This window comes from Nocardia sp. NPDC050378, assembly GCF_040655675.1.
Taxonomy (GTDB): domain Bacteria; phylum Actinomycetota; class Actinomycetes; order Mycobacteriales; family Mycobacteriaceae; genus Nocardia; species Nocardia coubleae.
Genome location: NZ_JBFAKI010000007.1, coordinates 85,726 through 106,529, shown reverse-complemented (window position 1 = coordinate 106,529; position 20,804 = coordinate 85,726). Strand labels below are relative to the sequence as shown.

The following is a 20,804-nucleotide window of genomic DNA, read 5'->3' as shown; positions in this document are numbered from 1 at the left end:
CGGCCTTCCACCACACCACCATTCGCAGGAGAACACGCATGGGTCACATCGAGAAGACCGCCACCCTCAACGCCCCCGCCGAGAAGTTGATGGGCGTGATCACCGATCCGTCCACCTGGGGCGACTGGTTCACCATCCACGAGCGCTGGATGGTCGAACCACCGGCCACCCTGACCGAGGGCGCGACGCTGACCGCCAAGATCTTCATGCTCGGCATGGCCAACAAGTTGGAGTGGGTCGTCGGCGAGGTCGCCCCGACCAAGCTGGTCATGACGGGAACCGGGATGGCCGGGGTGAAGGCCACCTTCTCCTTCGACCTGACCCCCGACGGCGACGAGACCGAGGTCCAGGTCGCGGGGGAATTCGAGGGCTCGCTGATCAAAGGCGCCCTCGGCAAGGCCGTCGAGAAGGACGGCACCAAGCAGCTGCAGACCTCGCTGGACAAGCTCGCCGCCCTCGCCGCCGGAGCCTGACCATGGGCGACGTCTACGAGTTCGACCGCGACGGTCTGAACCTGTGGTCGGACGAAGAGCGGTTCGAGGTCACCAGGGAGCGGCTGGCCGAGTACGCGGCCGCGACCAACGACCCGATCCCCGCGCATCGCCGCGGTGACGTGGGTTCGCCGGTGTTCGCCATCGTCCCGGCCTTCGACGCGCTGATGGCACCCGCCGTCGACGTGGTGCCGATGGACATCTTCGGCCGGATCACCCATGGCGAGCAGGATTTCCACTTCCACCGCCCGATCGAGCCCGGTGACAAACTGGTCTCGCGCGGGCGCGTGATCGGCTGGGAGACCAAGTCCACCGGCTCGCTGGTCTATATCCACCTCACCTGCGAGGACGAGGTGAGCGGTGACCTGGTCAACGAGCAGTACCTGTCCGGCTTCTTCCGCGGGGTCGACGCCGGCGACAGAGTCGGCGAGGCGATCCCGGTGATCGAGCCCTATACCGAGCTCAAACAGTCCTCGCCGCAGGCGAAGACCGCCCACCACGTGGACGACGACCAGACGTTCCGGTACGCGCCCGCCTCGGGTGACCCGGTACCGCTGCATCTGGACGAGGAAGTCGCCAAGGACGCCGGTCTGCCCGGCATCATCGCGCACGGTCTGTGCACGATGGCGATGGCCGGGTGGGGTGTCCTCGCCGAAGTCGCCGATTCCGATGTTTCGCGGGTGAAGCGCTTGGCCGTGCGTTTCTCCAAGTTCGTCTTCCCTGGTGACGACCTCGAGACGCGAATCTGGAACGCGGGCACCGACAACGGTGTCACCACGTACGCGTTCGAGACCGTGCGAGGGACCGATGTGGTGCTGAGCAACGGCATCGCCGAAATCGCGGACTGACCCATGACCCGCCCGCGCCGAATCCTCGTGCGCGGGCCGGTCTTCGAGCGGCGGGCACTGACCGCCGGCTGTCGGACCCACATCCGTGGCGTCCGACCGAGACTGTGAACGGAGGAGTAGGCATGGGTGCCTTGGAAGGACGGGTCGCGGTGATCACCGGTGCCGGTCGCGGGATCGGACGTGAGCACGCGCTGCTGTTCGCCCGGGAGGGTGCCGCGGTCGTGGTCAACGACCTGGGCGGCAGCAACAGCGGTGACGGTGTCGATGGGGGCCCGGCGCAGGAGGTGGCGAACGAGATCGTCGCCGCGGGCGGCCGGGCGGTGGCCGACACCGGTGACGTCGCCAGCTGGGCGGGCGCTGAAGCCCTGGTCGCGCGAGCGATCTCGGAATTCGGTGGCCTCGACGTGGTCGTCAACAACGCGGGTATTCTCCGCGACGGCTTCATCCCCAGCCTGTCGGAGTCGGACTGGGACGCCGTGGTCGCGGTGCATCTCAAGGGTCATTTCGCGGTCATGCACCACGCCTCGGCGTACTGGAAGGCCGAGTCCAAGGCAGGCCGACGACCCAACGCGGCGATCATCAACACCGGCTCGGCATCGGGTGTGACCGTGCCCAACGCGGGCCAGGCCAACTACGGTTCCGCCAAGGCCGCGATCGCGGCGCTGACCCTGGTCGCTGCCGACGAGCTCGAGCGCTACGGCGTGCGGGTCAACGCGATCGCCCCGATCGCCCGCACCCGGCTGACCCTGGCCACCCCGGGAATGGGCGCGCTGATGGCGGCCGAGGCGGCCGACGCCGAAGCCGAGGGAAGCTTCGACGCTTTCAGCCCGGCCAACATCTCACCGCTGGTCGCCTACCTGGCAGGCGAGAAGTGCCCGATCACCGGCAAGGTGTTCGCGGTGCAGGGCGGCGCGATCAGCGAACTCGCCGGCTGGCACGACGTCAAGACCATCGAGACCGACGAGGCGTGGTCGATCGACGACATCGCCGCCCGGCTGCCCTGAACCACCAATCCTGGAGTGAACAACGATGTTCGAATGGTCCGAGACCGACGAGATGATCCGCGAATCCGTGCGCGCGTTCATCGACAAGGAAGTTCGTCCTCACATCGACGAACTCGAACACGGCGAGCTGCCGCCGTACGACATCATGCGCACCCTGTTCAGCCGGTTCGGGCTCGATGTGATGGCGGGTGAGGCGGTCGACAAGATGCTGGCCGAGGAGCAGGCCAGGGCCGACCGGATCGCGGCGGGTGAGCCCGCGCCGGAGAAGCCGGACAAGAAAGCCGCGCCGAACCCGCTTGCGGCGCAGGGCAGTATGGCCGCGGTACTCATCAGCGAACTGACCGGCGTCACGCTGGGTAGCGTCGCGGCGGTCGGTGTCAGCCTGGGTCTCGGGGCGGCGACCATCGCCGCACGCGGCACGCTCGCGCAGAAGCAGCGGTGGCTCAAAGACATCGTCACCCTGAAGAAGGTCGCGGCGTGGGCGATCACCGAGCCCGACTCCGGTTCCGACGCGTTCGGCGGCATGAAGACCTACGTCCGTCGCGATGGTGAGGACTACATCCTCAACGGCCAGAAGACGTTCATCACCAACGGCCCGTTCGCCGACACCGTGGTCGTCTACGCCAAGCTCGACGAAGGCGACGGTGGCGACAAGCGCGACCGCAAGGTGCTCACCTTCGTGCTGGACAAGGGCATGGAGGGGTTCACTCAGGGCAAACCGTTCAAGAAGATGGGCATGCATTCCTCGCCCACCGGTGAGTTGTTCTTCGACAATGTGCGGCTGGGCAAGGACCGCCTCCTCGGTGAGACCGAGGATCACCAGGGCGGTGACGGCCGGGAAAGCGCGCGGGCCAGTTTCATCGTCGAACGGGTCGGCTGCGCGATCTTGTCGATGGGCATCATCAACGAATGCCACCGGCTGTGTATCGAATACGCCAAGTCGCGCAAGCTGTGGGGCCAGGAGATCGGCCGCTTCCAGCTGGTCCAATTGAAGCTGGCCGAAATGGAGATCGCGCGTCTGAACGTCGAGAACATGGTGTTCCGGGCGTTGGAGAGCTCGGCGGCGGGCAAGATGCCGACTCTGGCACAGGCCTCGGCGATGAAGCTGTATTCCACCAGGGCCGCCACCGATGTCGCGATGGAAGCGGTGCAGTTGTTCGGTGGCAACGGTTACATGGCCGAATACCGGGTCGAGCAGCTGGCCCGTGACGCGAAGTCGCTGATGATCTACGCGGGCAGCAACGAGATCCAGGTGACCCACGTCGCCAAGGGCTTGCTCGCGCAGTGAGCGGTGCGCCGGCTGACCGCCCACACCGGGCGGTCAGCCGGTCGGTCAGCTGGAACCGCTGGGCAGCCCCGCCGAGCCGCTGCCCAGCTGGGGATCACCGGTGACCTCGACGACGAGGGTCTTGGTGGAGGAGCCCTGGGTGGCCACGATCGTGTACGTGCCCTTGGCCGGCGGGCGCCAGGTGCCGCGGATCGCGCTGCGCTGCCGGTCCGGGTAGTCGAGGCGCTCGGGTGAGGTGAGCTCGCTGCCGTTGATCGTGACGGTGGCGGGCAGTGCGTAGTCGGCGCCGAACATCCGGGCCATGACCGTGCAGTTGGCACCCACATAGTCGCAGGCGACGGGCATTTCGCTGTTGCCCCAGGCGTAGATGGTGATGTCCTCCACCTCCGCCGAGGCCGCGGGAGCCAAGGTGGCCGGGAGGATCAGTGCGCCCGCCGCGAGGGCGGTCAGTCCTGCGATTCGCATGGGTTCGGTGGTCCTTCGCATCGGTGTAGTCGGTCCCGGTGTTCGATGGGACCGCGTGAAGCGGAAGAGTTCCACAATTCTCGCAGGGCCGGTACCCCGAAAACACACGGCTTGACCCTGGCTTCGCGCCGATCGCCGGATCCGCTACCCCGCGCCGCCGAAATCCGGTTGCGAATCGTGTGTGACGGGACTTTACGGTGTCCGCTCGGTCCGCTCGCGGCGCGGCCCGCCGCGTGCCCGTACTCTGTTGAGTGCCTGCGTATTTGGCGGCCAAAAGCCCGTAGAATGGAGCCCGATGGACCACTCGGACCGTTTCCCTCGTCCTGTTCCAGTGACGGTGCCGAAGCTACTGGTCGGTTTAGGGGCGGTACTGGTTGTCGCCGCGGCGATCGCATCCTTCACCTTCACCTCGACTCTCGCGGCGGTGGCGGGGGTTCCGGAGCATCTGACGTGGTTGTGGCCGCTCGTCGTCGGTCTGACGGTCGCGCTGGTCGCCTGCACTTTCATCACGCTGGTCGGCATCCGTGACGAGAAGGCCACGTCCCTTGTCCGGTTCTACGAGTTGCTGCTCCTCGTCACCGTGCTGGCCAGCATCTGTGGCAACGTCGTGTCCATCTCGCGCGATCCGATCCAGATGGGGACCCTCGCGACGGCGATCGTGGTCTCGGTTCCCCCGATCTGTCTGATGGTCTGCGTCGGAAACTGCCTGCTGCTCACGGCGGTCGTCCCCGTGCGCATCGTGGCCGCCATTCCGCAGGACGACTGGCGGCTCAGGGTCCTCGGCATTCCGAGTACACCGGCGCCGTCCAAGGACCAGGAGACGGCCCAGCAGGAAAGCGCCTCCTGGTGGGACCAGCACCGCAACGAGGCACGGACTCCACCCGCGGCTCCGAAAACCCGCACGTAGGCGGAGCGACCACGGTGCGCTGCTCGGCTGAGTAGGGTCGGCGGAAAGTGACCAGGACCGGAAGGTGGCCAGTAGTGGGGATCGATCAGCGAGCTGTAGTGCGGATGAACGCGCTGGAAATCGCGGAGTTTCTCGACAATACGAGGGTGCTCACGCTGGCCACCCTCGACCGGTCCGGAAAACCGCACCTCACCGCCATGTGGTTCGGCCACATCGACGGTGTCGTCTACTTCGAGACCAAGTCGAAATCGCAGAAGGCGGTGAACCTGCGCCGCGATCCGACCATCGCCTGCATGGCCGAAGCGGGCGACACCTACGACCAGCTGCGTGGCGTGTCGATCGAGGGCACCGCCCACCTGATCGAGGACACACAGGACGAGGAGTACTGGCGGGCCGCCGTCGACATCTACGAACGCTATGTCGGTCCGTACAGCCCCGAGGTCCATCCGTTCGTCGAGCAGATGATGAACAAGCGCATCGTGATCCGGGTCGACCAGACCAAGGTCAGGTCCTGGGACCACCGCAAGCTCGGCCTGCCCGCGATGCCGCTGTCGGGTCGTACCGCCGAGGCCTGACCTCATGTAGTTGCAGTTTCTGAAAAATTGCAGTTTGTGCTAACTTGGCGGCATGTCTTCCGAGCCGGCCAAGCAGCCCTCGATCGGCCTGCGTGAACAGAAGAAGCAGCGGACCCTGATCGAACTGTGCCTCGCCGCACGGCGATTGGCGGTCCAGCACGGCCTGGAGGCGACCAATGTCGACGACATCGCCAAGGCGGTCGGCGTCTCGCCGCGCACCTTCTTCAACTACTACGACACCAAGCTCGACGCGGTGGTCGGTCCGGTCGGCGACATCGGCACGCCCGAAGCGCGACAGGAGTTCGTCGCCGGCGGTCCGACCGGGGTGCTCATCGAGGACCTCACCTGGCTGCACGCCGCCGGATTCCAGCCCGAAAACGAAGTGCGCGAAGGTATCTCGTTGGTCACCGAACTGATCACCGCCGAGCCGAGAGTGCTCGCCGCCTTCATCGCCTCGGGCGCCCGTTTGGAAGCCGCCACCGCCGAACTGCTCTCGGCGCGGCTCGGTGCCGAGGTCGACCCCGAATTCGCCTCGCTCACCGCGGGAATCATGACGACCATCACCACGCGGGCGGCGATGTCGCTGGCCGCGGATCCGAACGGGTCGCTCGCCGCAGCGCTGCACGAGCACTGCGCCATGGCCGCCCGGCTGTTCGATCGGCCGGTCGACACGACAAGGGAGACGCACCGATGACCACGACGGCCGACTCGCCGCCGACCCCGATCGTCCTGACGCAGAAGCGGATCTGGCTGATCTTCTCCGCGCTGATCGCGGGTATGTTCCTGGCCAGCCTCGACCAGATGATCGTCGGCACCGCCATGCCGACCATCGTCGGCGAACTCGGTGGGGTCTCCCACATGGCCTGGACCGCCACCTCGTATCTGCTCGCCACCACCATCGTGATGCCGATCTACGGAAAACTCGGCGACATGTTCGGCAGGCGCTGGTTGTTCCTGTTCGCGATCACCGTGTTCACCGCGGCCTCCGTCGGTGCCGCCGCGTCGACGGGATTCTGGGAGTTCATCGCCTTCCGCGGCCTGCAGGGCGTCGGTGGCGGCGGTCTGATGATCCTGGCGCAGGCCATCATCGCCGATGTGGTGCCTGCCAAGGACCGTGGCAAGTACATGGCGCCCATGGGCGCCGTCTTCGGAATCACCTCGGTCGCCGGGCCGCTGCTCGGTGGTCTGTTCGCCGACCACCTCGACTGGCGCTGGTGCTTCTGGATCAATGTGCCGATCGGTATCGCCGCGCTGTTCATCGCCTTCCGCTACCTGAGCATCCCCAGCCATCGACCCAAGTTCCGGCCCGACTACCTGGGCATCGTGCTCATGTCGGCCGCGACCACCCTGCTGATCCTGATCACCGACTGGGGCGGCAAGCAGTACGACTGGGGTTCGACGGTGATGCTGTCGATGATCGCGGCGTTCGTCGTCGTGGTCGCGGCGTTCGTCTTCGTCGAGTCGCGCGCCGAGGAGCCGATGCTGCCGCTGTGGCTGTTCCGCAATCGCACCTTCGTGCTCACCTCGGTGATCGGATTCCTGGTCGGCCTGGTGATGTTCGCGGCGATCGGTTTCATCCCGACCTACCTGCAGATGGCCAGCGGTACTTCCGCCTCGGTGTCGGGTCTGCTGCTGATCCCGATGATGATCGGCATGATGCTCACGCTCATCACCTCGATGAACGTGATCACCAAGACCGGTCGTTACCGGGTGTATCCGCCCATCGGTGCCGCACTCATCGCCATCGACATGCTGTGGCTGACCCGGCTCGACGCCAGCACCTCGATGTGGGTGGTCTCGGCCATGCTGTTCGTGATGGGCGCGGGCCTCGGCCTGATCATGCAGATCATCGTGCTCGTGGTGCAGAACGCGGTGGCCCCCGACCAGATCGGCACGGCGACCAGTGCCAACAACTACTTCCGTGAGATGGGTGGCGCGCTCGGCATCGCGATCTTCGGTTCCATCTTCACCGGCAGGTTGACCGAGAATCTCACCGGCGCGTTCCAGGCGAACTGGCAGGAAGCGGCGGCGGCGAACATCGACCCGAGCGCGCTGATCCCCTCGGTGGTCAAGAACCTGCCGGACAAGCTGCACGACGCGATCGTCGGTGCCTACGTCGACGCGCTGGTTCCCGGCTTCTGGTACCTGATCCCCGGTGCGATCCTCGCGTTCGCGCTCGCGTTGTTCATCCCGCACCTGACGCTGTCCGACGAGGCGGGCATGGTCGCGCGCGGCGAAGCCGTGATGGCCGAGGAGGAGCCGGACCTGGTCAAGGAGGGGTGAGTGTTCGGGCCGCGCCTCTCAGTCGTCGATGTGCAGTTCGGCGCCGAGAGCGGTGAAGGCGGTGGGAGTCAAGCCGAACATGGCCCGGAACGTGTCACTGAAGTGTGAAGGTGAGGCGAAGCCCGCGTCGGCGGCGGCTCGGGTCAGGTCGTGGCCCTCGGTGAAAGCTTTCGCCACGCGCAGCATTCGCGCCCATTGGACATAGCGGCGGAAACTCGTGCCGGTCTGTTCGGCGAAGGTACGCAGGAAGTACGAGGTGGAAAGGCCTGCGGCCAGGGCCTTTTCGGCCGCGCGTTGCTGCTGGGTCGGATCGGCGCGGATCTGCGCGGCCACGGCGGCGATGCGCGGATCGCCGATCGTCGGGACCGGCACGCTGGCCAGATCGAGCACTCGGTCGATCTCGGGGTCGGGGGAGTTGCCCAGGTCGATCAGGGCGGCTTCGTTGCGCTGATCGGCGCTGAAACCGCCGATGTCGCGCGACATCCCGCCGAGACAACGGGTCATCCGCGACGACGTCGGGTCGAAGAAGCAGAACAGTCGTCGCCCGTCGGTGTCGAGAATGTGGTGGGTGACCCGGGCGCGGAACAGGAAGCTGCGGGCGGTGATATCGGGAACACCCGCGGCACGGACCCGGAACGGCCCGTCCAAACCGACACCGAGACTCGCCACCGCGGTGGAATGCGGCCCCAGCGCCATACCGGGTCCGATATAGACCGCGTGCCCGAGACGCAGCCACAGCCGTGCCGGTCCGGTGGCGGTTGCTGGATCTGTAGCGCACGTTTCTGGAAGTGCCGGCAACGCCATGCACGCGACCATACATCCACCGATCGTGACCACCGTGCGAGAAGTGGAGCAGACATGACGACAACCTTCGAACTGAACGAGGTCGACGTCGACGGCGCGCGCCTGGCCTACGCCGATGTGGGACAGGGCGATCCGCTGGTTCTGCTGCACGGCTGGCCGGAGAGCCACGCCGCGTGGCGGCATCAGATCGGGCCGCTGTCCCGATCGCGACGGGTGATCGCCCCCGACTGGCAAGGCTGGGGTGCTTCGGCTCGTGACCTGCGGTTGAGCTGTGACTACGACACCGAGGTGGATCGCATCGCGCGGCTGTTCGACGCACTGGGCCTGGATCGCGTCGATCTGGCCTGTCACGACTACGGCGGTTTCCTCGGTCTCGGGTTCGTGCAGCGATACCCCGACCGGGTCCAGCGTTTCGCGATCCTCAATTCCCGCGCTCACCGCACCTTCACCACGCCGTACTACCAACTGTTCGGGCTGTTCTCCGCCGCCGCGCGTCGCCCGCTGCTGCGCCCGCTCCTCACGGCACGAACGATCGGACCAGTGCACCGCCTGGGATTGGCACAGTTCGTCCGCAACGGCTCGTTCGACACCCAGCGCCTGGCCGGCTACCTCGATTTCCTGAACACTCGCGAAGGGCGCCGCTGGTACGCCCATTTCTGGGCGGGCTACAGCGTCCGGGTGCGCCCGGAACTCGCGGCCGGACTCGGCGCCATCCGCTGCCCCACATCAGTGATCTGGGGCGACAAGGACCCGGCGATCCCGTTCAGCTATGCCGAAGACCTCGCCGCACACATCCCGCACGCGACTCTCGTCCGGATCGCCGGCGGACATTTCATCATGGAGCAACGTCCCGCCGAAGTCACCGAGGCATTGCGGGCATGGTTGCGCCGCCCCGTCGAAGGCGACAGTTCCATACTTTCAGGTACGGAAGACTATTCGGCATAGTATGGTCGACTGCGATCGCAGTCAGCGGGTGGATGCTCACGTCAGGAGGCCCGGTGTGGCCGAATCCCTCGAAGGTCAGGTCGACCACCTTCATGCCGGGGCAACGGTGAAGTGCCCCAGCGCGTTTCGCTACTGGGAGGTGCGCGGCACTCCGCGCGTGCGGCGACTCGAACGCGTCTTCACGGCCGTGACCAGGCAGCGGCTGTTCCCGACCGACGAGCAGGCGATCGCCCTATGCGAAGACCTGTTCACCGGTGACCCGGTGGCCGAGCGGTTCGTCGCGGAGGTGATGCACGGCGAGATCGGGCCGACGGCCGGGCGCCGGATGCTGGAGCAGGCCCTGCGTGCGGGCATCGACGCGGTACCGGAGGCACCGGAGTCGATGCGTGAACTGTTCGCCGAGTTCGAGACGGTGCCCGACTGGGTGGTGCCCGAACTCGTCGAGCAGGGCGCCGCGATCTGGCGGCGCTGGGGCACCATGCTGTTCAGTTTCGCCGGGGCCGAGACGCTCGAGATGTACACCGAGGCGGCGGTCGCCACGCCACTGTCGCTGGCCGGTGGGTACGCGGGCGACAGCGCGCTGCGCCGTTTCCTCGAGACCTGCCGGTTCTGGATGGACGTCTCCGAGCGCGGCGCGCTGCTCACCGCCGGTTCGGCGGGCCGGGCCACCGCGCTGAAGGTGCGGGTCATGCACGTGTCGGTGCGTGCGAAAGTCGCCGGTCATCCCGAATGGGACATCGAACGGTGGGGGCTGCCGATCAGCCAGACCTACCAGATGCTGACCCTGCTGGCGGGCAGCGTGACGCCCGGGCTCGGCCTGTGGGCGCTGGGTTATCAGACGACACCGTCGGAAATCCGTGCGCTGCTGCACTTCCAGAAGTACATGGGCCATCTGCTCGGGGTCCGTGTCCGCTGGTATCCCGACACGATTCTCGACGCACTGCGCGTGCTGGCGATGACCATCGCGTCGCGGTCCTACGACGCCGGGCAGCACGGGACCGAACTGATCGAGTCCTATCCGGCGGCGTTCGCGCCTCGCGACGGTCATCGCGGCCTGACCCGGCTACGCGAGATGTACAACTTCCGGATCAACTCGGTGTACGCCGCGATGTACATGGCCCCCGGTACGCGTCGGCACTACACCATGCCACCGGCGTTCCCGTGGGTCCTCGTCCCGATTCTGCGCTTCCCGCTGATCACCGTCACCGAACTCGTGCGCCGGTTCTGCCCGCCGTTCGCGCGGGTACACGAGAAACTCATGCTCGCCCACCGCGAGAACTGGTACCGAGCCCAGATGCGGGGGCGCGAAGCAGCCTTCGACGCCGGCGGGGCCCTGCGCCGATGAACCGACGGAAAGCGACCATGACTGCCACCGACATCGTCGAAGTATGGAACGGGCCCGGCCGCGGCGACGGCGAGCTGACGCGGATCGAGCCGCACCACAACGGTTTTCATCCCGCGTCGAGCACGCTCGCCTTCGAACACTGGTATTTCGACGCGCACCTCGACACCGGCCACGTGGTGATCGGGTTCCTGATCAAACGTCGCCCCGAGGATCTGCCGCTGTCGCGACCCTGGGTGGAGATGATGGTCTACGCGCCCGACGGCACCCGCCGCCAGGTGTCGCGGCGGTATCCGCACTCGGCGGCCTCGTTCTCGCCGGATGCCTGCGATGTGCGGATCGGTGACAACACCGCCCGCACCGAATCGCGCGACGACGGCCTGCCCATCCACCATCTGCGGATGGCCGAGGACGGCTTGGTCTTCGATCTGCGGTTCCACAACGAGGTCCCCGGCTGGATGCCCGGCAAGGGCGAAACCCGTTTCGGCGGTAAGGATTCCTTCGGCTGGATGGTCGCCGCGCCCCGCGCGCGAGTGACCGGGACCATCGAGCTCGACGGCGTACGGCACGAGGTCACCGGGCGTGGCTACCACGACCACAACTGGGGCGTCGGTGACATGAAGAAGATCATCGAGCGCTGGCACTGGGGCCGGTTGTACGTCGAGGACTACTCGCTGCTGTTCGCCTCGGTGCTGACCCAGCAGCGCAAGGGTGGCCACGCGATCAACCCGTTGATGCTGGCCCACCACGCCGACATCGTGCTGTCCACCGGCGAGACAGTCCTCACCGAGGGCCCCGCCCGCTTCGATGCCACCGCGGGCCGCACCTACCCCGAATGGGTCGAACTGCGGGTGCCCGGGCGACTCGAACTGCGCCTGGACATCACCCGGGTCATCCACGCCCACGACCTGCTCGACGATCTGCCGGTCGTGCGTTCACGACTGGTCAAGCCGCTCGTGCACCGGCTCGTCGGGCACCCGGGCTACTTCCGGTTCGAGTCCACCTTCGAGCTGAGAGTGCGTACCGGCAACGGCACCGCACAGCGGGACGGAACGACGCTGCACGAACTGGTCGCACTGACCTGAGCACCGCCGCGGAAAAGCGGGATCAGCACCGCGGTCCGGCGCTGGTGATGAACCGGAAGAACTCCCGACGCTGATCCGCGGTGGGCACCGGCAGGTTCTGATTGCCGTGCACGAAACCGATGCCCGCGAAGCACATCAGCCCGGCCCGCATCTCCGACTGTTCGGGCGAGAACCCCAGCTCGATCAGGGCTTCGGACAGCGTGTGGAAGATCCGCTGATCGAGCGCCTTCACCGCCTCGGCCACCTTCGCGTTGGTGCGTGCCCAGTCGCGGACCGCGAGCTCGATCTGCCAGACCCGCTCCTCGGTGAGCAACGCGCCCATGCGTTCCAGGCGTTGCTCGACGGGCAGTTCGTCGAGATCGTGGAAGCCACGGGCGGCGTCGTTGTGATCGGCGCACCAGAACTGCGCTGTCGTCTCGAGCAACTGGTCGATCCCGTCGAAGTGCCAGTAGAAGCTGCCTTTGGTGACCCCGAGTTCCTCGCAGACCTTGGCGATGGTGACGGCGCCGACGCCCTCGCGCAGCAGCACCCGCAACGCCGCGCTCGTCCAGTCCTCGACACCGAGCCTGCGGGCCGCTCCCCGGGCCGCCGCTTTACGTTTGGACACCGGCGCCGGCGGCCGGGCATTCCCGGGCTCGTCGGTCATGGCCGCTCCTCTCGGCATCGGGCAGTCGACCGTTCGGTTCCGCGGCGCGGGCTTACCTCGCGCGGCCGGGCCGGTCGATACGCGGGACTTCGGTCCCCGAACAGTGTTTCACGGAGCCGGCCCGCCACGTGCCGATGGTGCGGTGCGCTGATCGAATCAGAGGTCGAGCAGGTGCGGCAGTCCGGCTCGGAAGCGGTCGGCGTCGACGGCTTTGGCACCGGCGAAGACAGGTAGATCGACCAGCGGGAAGCGGGTCGCCCGGCTCCCCGGATCGTCGGCCGAGTCGAGGACCGCGTTGGCCGCGGCGCGCCCGGATTCGTTGGCCCCCTCCATCGTCGCCAGGTCGATATGGCTGCGGATGTGATCGCCGCCGAAATAGAGGTTCGGGATCGCGCAGTGCGCGTCGGGCCGGTTGTCGTAGGACCCGACCGTATTGACCAAGAGCGGAGTCTCGTTGTGGATGCCGTTCCCGGACCAGGTGATCCCGGGATCGAGGTGCCAGGAGTGGATGTCCTCGTCGCGCAACCAGCCGGTGCCGGTGTTGAGCCAGGTCGTGAGCTGCGCCCACACCTCCGCCGCGATCTCCTCGGCACCGCACTCCTTGGCGGTGCGCCCGTAGAGGATCCCAGGAGTGTCCCAGTCGGAGATGTCGACCGACAGGCACTCCACGACGGAGCCGTCGCCGTAGGTCGCGGCGAAATCCCCCACCCACATCGGTGCCTGGCGCAGCGCGGTGATCGCCCACGGTGACCCGAGTGCGGCGATGTGGCCCTCGGGGATGTCGGTGGGGCGGCGCAGGAAGTACTGGATGCCGACCATCCAGTCCGTGACCAGCTCGCGCATCCCGGCCAAGCGTGGGTCGGCGTCGAGGATCGCCGGGCTCAGCAGGTCGACGACCCGGTCGACGGGAACGGCGCAGATGTAGTGATCCGCGGTCACCGTGGTCGTGCCCCCGCCACCGGTCACCGTGGCCGACTCGATCCGGCCGCCGGCCAGCCGCAACGAGGTCACGGCCCGGCCGAGGACGAACCGGACTCCGAGGGAACGCAGATACGCCACCCACGGATCGATCCACGCGGCGTTGGTCGGCCGGTTGAGGATGCGGTCCACCCCGCCGGAGAATTCCGGAACGAGCCCCGTGCCCGCCAGGACGAGTGCCTCGCCGATGGTGCCGATCGTGCGCGCCGAACTGGTCTGTGGTTTGGCGGCCACGGTTATCCTGGTCAGCGCGTTGACCAGGTACTTGCGATAAGCGGGCGACTTGCCCTCGGCCCGCATGATCTGTTCCCAGGTGACGTACTCCCACTGCCCGAAGCGACGTTCCGTGCTCGAGGTGAACCACATGGTCATCTGTTTGGCGAAGAAGGCCAGTTCGTGGGCGGGCAGGTCGGGAATGAACCGCAGCGAACCGATGATGCTGTTCTGGATCACCTGCGGGGTCAGCTGGGTGAGGCCGCCCGGTTCGACAGGAAGGAAGATCGGCGCGGTGTTCTCGAAACCGGCGACCGTGCCCTCGACCCGCACGAGGTTGTCGAGCACGCCGTTCGGGTTGCCCGGGAACGGGATTCGGCTCATCGTGTCGGGGACATTGCGGTAACAACCGGGAAAGAAGCGGAAGCCGTGCTCGCCGGGCAGATCCTGCCTGCCCGGGCCCGCTGTGCCGGGAACGCCGAGGCTGCGGGCTTTGCCGCCCAGATGGGCGGGTTCGTAGACGGTCACGTCGTAGCCGCGTTCTGCCAGTTCGTGCGCCGCGCTCAGGCCCGCCATGCCGCCACCGAAGATCGCGACGGTTCTGCCCGTCGTTCGGAGCAGTGGCGAGCGTGGGCCGGGGGTGGCGCCCACCGTGGGTGGCTGGGCGGCCAGCGCGGCGCCGACGGCCAGCCCGGCGCGCAGGGCTGTGCGGCGAGTGCAGGTGAACGGGCTATCGGACATGCTGAGCTCCGGGTGTCGCAGAGGTGAGCAGGGTGGGCGTCGACACCCGAGGGGGAGTGCCGCGCAACGTGGTTCGCGTCATCTGTCGTTCGGCGACCGCGTCGCGGATCTCGCGCGCCATGTCGGCGAGGACAGCGGGAACCTGATGGCGTTGATGGCGCAGCGCATCCCAGCCGAGCCGCAACGCGCGAGCCGGGGTGTAGAGATCGGCGGGTTTGCGCGTGCGCGAGAAGATCCCGGTGGTGATCTCGGCCAGCTCGGTATCCACCTCGGCGCTGCGGTAGAGCTCGATCTCCAAGGGCCGCATGGCCTCGCCGCGGGCGAGCCGGTTGGTCCAGTGGAAGATGTCGCGGCACTCGATCACGCGCGTGCGCTCCCACTGTGCCAGTGCCGCGTCCAGAACGGCCGGGTCGTCGAGAACATCGGTGACGGCTTCGGCCAGCCGCCGGCCGTAGTGCAGTGCGTCACGGATCCCCTGCGCGGTGACGGGATCCTTGAAATGGCCCGCGTCGCCGGGCAGCGCCCAGCCGGGGCCCGCGGAACGGCGGAAGTACGAGGCGATGCCGACGGCCGACCGGACGCGCCCGACTCGTTCGCAGCCGCGTAGTCGGTCGACCAGCCCCGGAATCCGTTGCACCGCCGAGGAATAGCGGTGCTCGGCCTCGCGCGGGCCGAGCCTGCCCTCGGCGCGTGGCGGTTGCACCAGGCTCAGTACGAGACCGTCGTCACAGGGGAACGCGGTGCCCAGATCCGCCCCGACCCGCCACTGCGCGGCGATGTGGCGTGCGGCATCGGGCGCGTCACGCCAATAGGCGAAATAGCAGTCACGCCCGCTCGGCACCGACAGGAACGGCTCCTCCGCGCCGACCGCGCGGGCGACGGCGCTGCGCCGCCCGTCCGCACCGACTACCAGCGCCGCCCTGATCTCGGTGACGGCGCCCCCGCTGTCGCTGTAACGCACACCGGCACAGCGGTTCCCGTCGAAGACCACCGACTCCACCCGGCATCTGGGCCGCACGTCGGCGCCCGCCGCGATCACCGCCCGCACGAGCACTCCGTCGAGTCCGGTCCGCCGCACGCACATCGCGTAGTCGATGCCGTCGACCGGCTGGAACGTCGACCCGATACCGAATCCCGCGCCTTCGGCATAGGCGTGGGTCAGCTGGGGCGCACCGAGGGCGGCCACCTCGGGCAGGACGCCGAGTCGCTGGAGTTCGGCCATGCCCGCGGGCCAGAGCAGATGCGTGGACAACGTATCCGAGGGCAGGGGAGCGGAGTCCAGGACGACCACTCGTCGACCGGCCGCGGCCAAGGTCAGTGCTGTCGCGGAGCCGGCGCAGCGCGCACCGACCACGACGACATCGGCCGACTCGATGCCGGGTACGGGGGAAGGAGTCATGTGAGCCGCCTCGGTCATCGAGTCTCGGACAGTGTGTCCGATAAAATCATGAGGTGCGTCACACCGCGAGTCAATACCGCACGGCCGCAGCGTGTTTGCCGAAGGTGTACCGCTACCGAGAGCGACATACGCGGCGCGGCAGGCACAATGAGGGCATGCCCCCAGCACACGAGCGCGGCGCCGAGCCGGATCCAGGGTGCCGATGCCCTCGCTGACGCGCGTCCCGCGATCGGCCCGCAAATCCTCCGACGACCGGCGGGTCGAGTTCGAGCGCCGGGTACTGAGCGCGGTGGAGGACCTGCTCGCCGACGGTACGCCCTACACCGAGCTCGCCGTGCAACGGATCGCGGCGGCGTCCGGCGCGGCCCGGTCGACCTTCTACCGCTACTTTCCGGACAAGAGCAGCCTGCTGGTCCGGATGGCCGAACTGGCCACCGCCGACCTCTTCGCGGCCGCCGAAACATGGTGGCGCGCAGAGCACACCGACGAGCAGGCCGGTGTCGTCGCGGCGATCGCCGCGATGATCAGCGGCTTCCGTGCGCACCGCTACCTGCTGCTCGCGCTGAGCGAGGTGTCGGCCTACGACCGCGCGGTGGCGCGCTACTGGCGGACGAGGGTTGCCGGCTTCGCCGAACTGGTGTGTACCCGCCTCGACGCCGAGCGCGCGGCGGGCCGCGTAGCGCCCCGACTCGACCCGCCGTCGACCGCCCTGGTTCTCACCTCGATGGTCGAACGGACACTCACGGTCGCTTTCGCTTCGGAAACGGGTATCACCGACGAGGAACTGGCCGCATCGCTCGGCCGCGCCATCTGGCTCGTCGTCTACGGCGACGCACAGACGACCGCCTGCCCGTCGTCGTGATCCGTTGCTGCGGCTTCGAATGCCTTGGCGCACAAGGCCCGGTTACCAGCGGACGTCGTAGTCGAACGATCACTATCCCCCGAACAGCAGATACAGCCCGGTGAAGGTGAAGCCGACCATGGTCAGCATCAACGCCAGCTGGCCGGTCAACCGGTGACGCGGCGGCAGGAGAACCAGGCATCGGTCGTGTGCGGCGGCGACGCCGAGGACATGGCCGATCAGCACCGCGAGCACCTTGCAGGTGGCGAGCACGCCCGGATGGCTCGACAGCACGTAGGCCACGTCTCGATCGGCCAGGCCGGCGAGGTTCCAGCCACGGTCGAGTGGATCGGCGAACAGCAGTACCGTCGCCTGTCCCTTCTCGACGAGAAACGTGAGGTAGTGGGCGATCAGGTAGCCCGCGACGATCGGGGTGAGGCTGAGCGCCAGCCGCCGCGGGAGCAGCGCGCGATCAGCCGGGGAGACACCGCCGGTGGCGCGCGCGGCGAGGGAGAACAGCCCGCCGACGACCCCGATGAAGACCAGGAGTCCCGCCGTGCGCACCAGTGTCGTGTCGACGACCGGAGCCAGGTCGTCGACCAGTTCGCGCCACCACGGGAACGTGGAGAAGCTGTCGAAGGCGGTGGATCCGAGCAATGTCGCGGCGACCGCTACCGATCCGGCGAGCCCGGGGGTCCCGGCGAGATTGTTCAGCGGCATCCGCAGTACCGGCTGTCCCGCGCGGCCGCGGCCGAACGGGCTCAGGTGGGCCAGCAGCGTGCTGTACACCTCGAGCGGGTCCGCTCGCTCTGCCCATACGGTGCCGAACAGTACGAGGCCGATCGAGGTGACCGCCAGGTAGCCGATCAGCCAGGTCAGTACCGCGGTCACTGAACCTGGTGTGTGCCAAGCCAATTCCAGCCACACGAAGGAGAACAGGCCCACAGCGGCGGGGAGGTGCCCCCATTCCTCGCGATAGCGGAGAATCCCGTGCTCCGGCGCGCGCCGCGACAGCAGACAGCCGAATCGATGGATCGCCCTGACCGGGGAGACGACCTTCCAGACCGGTCCGATCAGCAGCGACGCCACCATCACCCCGACCCAGACGCCGATATACAGCACTCCAGGAACCGGATTCAGGGCCGGATCGGCGGAACCGAACACCGCGATGACGAGCACGCACACGGTGAACGCAACGCTGACCGTGGAAATCGAGCCGCGAGTCAGGGGCGCATCGATCAGTCGGCGCACCGGCGTGGGCAGCGGCAATCCCGGCGACCGCGGGTCGAGTCGCGGCTGACGCCAGGCCACGAACAGCAGCGCGAACGAGAAGGTCAGCGCCCACGCCGCCCCGACCAGTGCGTAGGTGAGCGGAATCGGGAGATCCGCGGCGCCGTTGAGGCCGTGGGCGAGGGGGTTCACCGCCGGACCAGCAGCGTCGTCACCGTCCGTCCGAGCCGGTGGAGTTCGATGTCCACCTGGCCTGGAACCGCCACGGTGAAATCGAACTCCTGGCCCGCGGCCGCGGTGACGGGAAAGGTGTGCGCCGGAGCGGAGTGGACGTGCAGTTCGTCGGTGGCGTCGCTGTCGACCCGCAACACGATGCGTTGCCCGACCGCGACCTCGGTGCGCGTATTGACCGGAGACACTTCACCGTCGGCTATCCGGATGTCGATGGTGCGTGCGGTCGCCACCGGCTCGACGGTCGGCTCGCCCGATGAGCAGCTCATCAGCAGTGCACCCGCGCAGACCGTCACAAGACCGAGCCGGAGTCGACGAGGGCTCACGGATTCTCCTCACTGCGCTCGGTCCGCGCGGATTCGGTTTCGGCGCCTTCGTTTTCGCGCCTCTCCGCGCGCCGATCGCGCATCGCGATGAACAACACCAGCCCGACCAACGCGACGGCGGGCAGGAAGGCCGGAATCGCCAGCAGAAGGGAGTGATCGGCGAGAATGTCGACGTTCTCCGGGCGGATCACGTGTCGACCGTTGCCTTCTGATCCGGTGTGCTGCCCGCCGCCAGGTAGCGATCGTTGACACGAGCCGCGCCCCACGCCATCGCCGCGATCAAGGCCAGGCTGCACGCCAGCACAACCAGGCCGGCGAGGCCGATCAGCCAGGACGGATGGTCGAAGGACCGCTCGCGCTGCAGCACCGAGATCTCCTCGACGAACGGCCGCGTGAAGGTCGCGGGCGCGGCCACCTCCGCGGCGCCGATGCCGGGATCGAGCGGCATGAAGAGCGGCAGCGCGGACTGCATCCGTCCGTCCTGCAGGCGCAGCACCGTTTTCCAGGTGCCGTGCACGGGCACGGGTCGGGTGGAAACGAAGTGGTCGTCGGCGACGCGACGCAGTTCGTCCACGACCAGGCCGTGGCCGGGACTGTCGTCGCCGGTACCGCCCTGCCAGGCCAGGATCTCCACCCATTCCGGATCGGCACCGACCAGATCGGTGGGGGAGAGCCGGATGTCGGCGGTGACCATCCGCCCGCCCCGCACGGGCTCGGCGTCGGTGAGCACCACCGTCGCCGACGCGTGCTCCGGCACGCGGATGATCAGCCCGTTCGTGGTCGCCGCGGCAGCGATCACCACCGCGGCGACCACCAATCCGCGCCGCACGGCAGGCCTGGGCAGTGGCTCGCCGCGCAGGACGGTGCCCAGCATCGCGCCGATCACACCGCCCGCCACACCGACCGGCACCGCCATCGCCAGCAGTTCGGGCCACATCCCGGCGACCCAGGAATTGACGAACATCCGCTCGATCCACAGCGATTCGAGCCAGATGCCTACCGTCGCCACTCCGAGCCCGGTCAGCGCGCCCCACCAGAGCGGTCGCCGGATCAACGGCAGGAGAGCCAGCAATTCGACCACGACCGCGGCACCGAGATACAGCGGAAACACATTGCGCGGTGCCTCGAATCCGGTGCCGACCAGGACCGCGACGACGTAGCGAACACCGAAGGCGAAGGCCACGAGCAGCAACGTGCTGAGCGGGCCGAGGGTGAGCCGCGCCGCGATCAGGGCGATCGTCGCGGCGAAGACGATCAACATCGGTTGCAGCACCAGCCGGAACTGCTGCACACCGAAGTCGAATTCGACGCCGAACACCGACAGCCCGATCACCAGCCCGCCGAACGCGAACGCCTGAACCGCCCACAACACCCGGCCGTCGATGCGCGCGGGGTCGGGCCGGTTGTATCGGCCTTCGAGTTCGAGCAGCAGCACGCCGATCAGCGACAGACCCGCACCACCGATGAGCATCAGGTGGGTGGGCCCCCAGAGCGTCACGTCCTGGCCGAACAGCCGATGCCAGATGTCGTCGAGCGGAAAACCGATCAGCGCGTACAAACCCGCACCGGCGATCAGGATGCCGCCCACGGGGGCGTACCAGTCGCGGGTGATCTTCACCGCGGCCCGGCCCGGCTTCTCGTCGAGCGGTAGGACGACGGCAAGCATGCCCGCCATGAAGAGGAAGAACAGGCCGACCAGGATGAAGTAGTGGGCCGGATTGGCCAGCGGTCCGGCGTCGCGTCCCTTGCCGACGTGCAGGCTCACGTCCCAGATGAAGCCGAGAAACGCCGTCAGGATGGTCGCGAGGAACATCGCGATCGGGAGCGCCACCCAGCCGGGCCGGTTCATGATGCGCCCGCTGAAGTCGGCCAGCCGTTGCAGCCAGGTGATGCGCCGGGTCCGGTGCAGGTAGGCGACCCACAGCAGAATCGCGCCGATCACCGCGGCAGCACCGGTCATGAGCGCGACCTGATCGAGGGCGGCGCCACCGCCTTCGGTGCCCTGCGCGACCGGCATCGTCGACGGAGCGGATATCGCTGTGGACACGGCAGTCCTCCGATGTGTCGAAGCGCCCGGTCGATGGGGTAACGAACAGTATCCCGAAATCCGCGCGGTGCCGATACCCCACGCGCGCAGGTCGCGGATCCGGTCCTGCGCGCGT

At 67.8% G+C, this 20,804-nt stretch carries 21 protein-coding genes; 12 read left to right on the top strand and 9 right to left on the bottom strand.

From position 1 onward, the window contains the following. Positions 1–38: 38 nt before the first annotated feature. The 4 genes from AB0I35_RS17765 to AB0I35_RS17750 all read left to right on the top strand — a co-directional run bounded on the left by AB0I35_RS17765 (position 39) and on the right by AB0I35_RS17750 (position 3,631). Positions 39–473, top strand: coding sequence for an SRPBCC family protein (locus tag AB0I35_RS17765; protein ID WP_357397138.1), 435 nt, complete (start codon positions 39–41; stop codon positions 471–473). Between the two features lie 2 nt (positions 474–475). Beyond that, entirely contained in the window at positions 476–1,339 is an 864-nt protein-coding gene (locus tag AB0I35_RS17760; RefSeq protein WP_357397137.1) for a MaoC/PaaZ C-terminal domain-containing protein, read from the top strand. Positions 1,340–1,461: 122 nt separating this feature from the next. Then, positions 1,462–2,343, top strand: coding sequence for an SDR family oxidoreductase (locus tag AB0I35_RS17755; protein WP_357397136.1), 882 nt, complete (start codon positions 1,462–1,464; stop codon positions 2,341–2,343). A gap of 25 nt (positions 2,344–2,368) precedes the next feature. Beyond that, entirely contained in the window at positions 2,369–3,631 is a 1,263-nt protein-coding gene (locus AB0I35_RS17750; protein WP_357397135.1) for an acyl-CoA dehydrogenase family protein, read from the top strand. Positions 3,632–3,676: 45 nt separating this feature from the next. Here AB0I35_RS17750 and AB0I35_RS17745 read toward each other — a convergent pair whose 3' ends face one another. Then, positions 3,677–4,096 carry a hypothetical protein gene (locus tag AB0I35_RS17745; RefSeq protein ID WP_157104724.1) on the bottom strand — a complete coding sequence of 140 codons (420 nt, stop codon included), beginning with the start codon at positions 4,094–4,096 and terminating at the stop codon, positions 3,677–3,679. A gap of 295 nt (positions 4,097–4,391) precedes the next feature. On the opposite strand from AB0I35_RS17745, the gene AB0I35_RS17740 reads away from it, so the two are divergent. The 4 genes from AB0I35_RS17740 (at position 4,392) to AB0I35_RS17725 (ending at position 7,861) form a co-directional block, all read left to right on the top strand. Further along, positions 4,392–5,003: a hypothetical protein gene (locus AB0I35_RS17740; RefSeq protein WP_357397134.1), complete on the top strand. Its 612-nt coding sequence runs from the start codon at positions 4,392–4,394 to the stop codon at positions 5,001–5,003. 74 nt (positions 5,004–5,077) lie between these two features. After that, positions 5,078–5,578, top strand: coding sequence for a TIGR03618 family F420-dependent PPOX class oxidoreductase (locus tag AB0I35_RS17735; protein WP_357397133.1), 501 nt, complete (start codon positions 5,078–5,080; stop codon positions 5,576–5,578). A 52-nt stretch (positions 5,579–5,630) separates the two neighbouring features. Beyond that, positions 5,631–6,272: a helix-turn-helix domain-containing protein gene (locus tag AB0I35_RS17730; protein ID WP_357397132.1), complete on the top strand. Its 642-nt coding sequence runs from the start codon at positions 5,631–5,633 to the stop codon at positions 6,270–6,272. Then, positions 6,269–7,861: an MDR family MFS transporter gene (locus AB0I35_RS17725; protein WP_357397131.1), complete on the top strand. Its 1,593-nt coding sequence runs from the start codon at positions 6,269–6,271 to the stop codon at positions 7,859–7,861. Before AB0I35_RS17730 ends, AB0I35_RS17725 begins: the two co-directional genes overlap by 4 nt. A gap of 18 nt (positions 7,862–7,879) precedes the next feature. Here AB0I35_RS17725 and AB0I35_RS17720 read toward each other — a convergent pair whose 3' ends face one another. Next, on the bottom strand, positions 7,880–8,557 hold the full coding sequence (locus AB0I35_RS17720) for an AraC family transcriptional regulator (protein ID WP_357397130.1): 678 nt from the start codon (positions 8,555–8,557) through the stop codon (positions 7,880–7,882). A 162-nt stretch (positions 8,558–8,719) separates the two neighbouring features. On the opposite strand from AB0I35_RS17720, the gene AB0I35_RS17715 reads away from it, so the two are divergent. From AB0I35_RS17715 to AB0I35_RS17705, 3 genes are read left to right on the top strand one after another with little or no spacing between them, the layout of a single operon-like run. Then, positions 8,720–9,610, top strand: a complete 891-nt coding sequence (locus AB0I35_RS17715; protein ID WP_357397129.1) for an alpha/beta hydrolase — start codon at positions 8,720–8,722, stop codon at positions 9,608–9,610. 55 nt (positions 9,611–9,665) lie between these two features. Further along, positions 9,666–10,955 (top strand): oxygenase MpaB family protein, encoded by a 1,290-nt coding sequence (locus tag AB0I35_RS17710; protein WP_357397128.1) that lies wholly within the window; start codon positions 9,666–9,668, stop codon positions 10,953–10,955. Between the two features lie 17 nt (positions 10,956–10,972). Further along, positions 10,973–12,037, top strand: coding sequence for a lipocalin-like domain-containing protein (locus AB0I35_RS17705; protein ID WP_357397126.1), 1,065 nt, complete (start codon positions 10,973–10,975; stop codon positions 12,035–12,037). A gap of 22 nt (positions 12,038–12,059) precedes the next feature. On the opposite strand, the gene AB0I35_RS17700 is transcribed toward AB0I35_RS17705, so the two are convergent. The 3 genes from AB0I35_RS17700 to AB0I35_RS17690 form a co-directional block, all read right to left on the bottom strand. Further along, positions 12,060–12,683 (bottom strand): TetR/AcrR family transcriptional regulator, encoded by a 624-nt coding sequence (locus AB0I35_RS17700; RefSeq protein ID WP_357397125.1) that lies wholly within the window; start codon positions 12,681–12,683, stop codon positions 12,060–12,062. A 156-nt stretch (positions 12,684–12,839) separates the two neighbouring features. After that, positions 12,840–14,615, bottom strand: coding sequence for an FAD-dependent oxidoreductase (locus AB0I35_RS17695; RefSeq protein ID WP_357397124.1), 1,776 nt, complete (start codon positions 14,613–14,615; stop codon positions 12,840–12,842). Then, entirely contained in the window at positions 14,605–16,014 is a 1,410-nt protein-coding gene (locus tag AB0I35_RS17690; protein ID WP_357397123.1) for an FAD-dependent monooxygenase, read from the bottom strand. Before AB0I35_RS17690 ends, AB0I35_RS17695 begins: the two co-directional genes overlap by 11 nt. Before the next feature lie 202 nt (positions 16,015–16,216). On the opposite strand from AB0I35_RS17690, the gene AB0I35_RS17685 reads away from it, so the two are divergent. Further along, positions 16,217–16,876 carry a TetR/AcrR family transcriptional regulator gene (locus AB0I35_RS17685; RefSeq protein WP_357397121.1) on the top strand — a complete coding sequence of 220 codons (660 nt, stop codon included), beginning with the start codon at positions 16,217–16,219 and terminating at the stop codon, positions 16,874–16,876. Positions 16,877–16,948: 72 nt separating this feature from the next. Here AB0I35_RS17685 and AB0I35_RS17680 read toward each other — a convergent pair whose 3' ends face one another. The 4 genes from AB0I35_RS17680 to AB0I35_RS17665 are packed head-to-tail and all read right to left on the bottom strand — an operon-like array spanning position 16,949 to position 20,659. After that, the gene (locus AB0I35_RS17680) at positions 16,949–18,277 is read right to left on the bottom strand and encodes a hypothetical protein (protein ID WP_357397120.1); all 1,329 of its coding nucleotides are present in this window, start codon (positions 18,275–18,277) and stop codon (positions 16,949–16,951) included. Continuing rightward, positions 18,274–18,642 (bottom strand): hypothetical protein, encoded by a 369-nt coding sequence (locus AB0I35_RS17675; protein WP_357397118.1) that lies wholly within the window; start codon positions 18,640–18,642, stop codon positions 18,274–18,276. The genes AB0I35_RS17680 and AB0I35_RS17675 overlap by 4 nt, the downstream gene beginning before the upstream one ends. Continuing rightward, positions 18,639–18,830, bottom strand: coding sequence for a hypothetical protein (locus tag AB0I35_RS17670; RefSeq protein WP_357397370.1), 192 nt, complete (start codon positions 18,828–18,830; stop codon positions 18,639–18,641). The genes AB0I35_RS17675 and AB0I35_RS17670 overlap by 4 nt, the downstream gene beginning before the upstream one ends. Continuing rightward, the gene (locus tag AB0I35_RS17665) at positions 18,830–20,659 is read right to left on the bottom strand and encodes a hypothetical protein (protein ID WP_357397369.1); all 1,830 of its coding nucleotides are present in this window, start codon (positions 20,657–20,659) and stop codon (positions 18,830–18,832) included. Before AB0I35_RS17665 ends, AB0I35_RS17670 begins: the two co-directional genes overlap by 1 nt. Positions 20,660–20,804: the final 145 nt, after the last annotated feature.

Bases quoted from the DNA above. Each gene is read 5' to 3' on its own strand.
- AB0I35_RS17765 (WP_357397138.1), top strand. From the start codon at position 39: ATGGGTCACATCGAGAAGACCGCCACCCTCAACGCCCCCGCCGAGAAG.
- AB0I35_RS17760 (WP_357397137.1), top strand. From the start codon at position 476: ATGGGCGACGTCTACGAGTTCGACCGCGACGGTCTGAACCTGTGGTCG.
- AB0I35_RS17755 (WP_357397136.1), top strand. From the start codon at position 1,462: ATGGGTGCCTTGGAAGGACGGGTCGCGGTGATCACCGGTGCCGGTCGC.
- AB0I35_RS17750 (WP_357397135.1), top strand. From the start codon at position 2,369: ATGTTCGAATGGTCCGAGACCGACGAGATGATCCGCGAATCCGTGCGC.
- AB0I35_RS17745 (WP_157104724.1), bottom strand. From the start codon at position 4,096: ATGCGAATCGCAGGACTGACCGCCCTCGCGGCGGGCGCACTGATCCTC.
- AB0I35_RS17740 (WP_357397134.1), top strand. From the start codon at position 4,392: ATGGACCACTCGGACCGTTTCCCTCGTCCTGTTCCAGTGACGGTGCCG.
- AB0I35_RS17730 (WP_357397132.1), top strand. From the start codon at position 5,631: ATGTCTTCCGAGCCGGCCAAGCAGCCCTCGATCGGCCTGCGTGAACAG.
- AB0I35_RS17725 (WP_357397131.1), top strand. From the start codon at position 6,269: ATGACCACGACGGCCGACTCGCCGCCGACCCCGATCGTCCTGACGCAG.
- AB0I35_RS17720 (WP_357397130.1), bottom strand. From the start codon at position 8,557: ATGGCGCTGGGGCCGCATTCCACCGCGGTGGCGAGTCTCGGTGTCGGT.
- AB0I35_RS17715 (WP_357397129.1), top strand. From the start codon at position 8,720: ATGACGACAACCTTCGAACTGAACGAGGTCGACGTCGACGGCGCGCGC.
- AB0I35_RS17705 (WP_357397126.1), top strand. From the start codon at position 10,973: ATGACTGCCACCGACATCGTCGAAGTATGGAACGGGCCCGGCCGCGGC.
- AB0I35_RS17700 (WP_357397125.1), bottom strand. From the start codon at position 12,683: ATGACCGACGAGCCCGGGAATGCCCGGCCGCCGGCGCCGGTGTCCAAA.
- AB0I35_RS17695 (WP_357397124.1), bottom strand. From the start codon at position 14,615: ATGTCCGATAGCCCGTTCACCTGCACTCGCCGCACAGCCCTGCGCGCC.
- AB0I35_RS17690 (WP_357397123.1), bottom strand. From the start codon at position 16,014: ATGACTCCTTCCCCCGTACCCGGCATCGAGTCGGCCGATGTCGTCGTG.
- AB0I35_RS17685 (WP_357397121.1), top strand. From the start codon at position 16,217: ATGCCCTCGCTGACGCGCGTCCCGCGATCGGCCCGCAAATCCTCCGAC.
- AB0I35_RS17665 (WP_357397369.1), bottom strand. From the start codon at position 20,659: ATGCCGGTCGCGCAGGGCACCGAAGGCGGTGGCGCCGCCCTCGATCAG.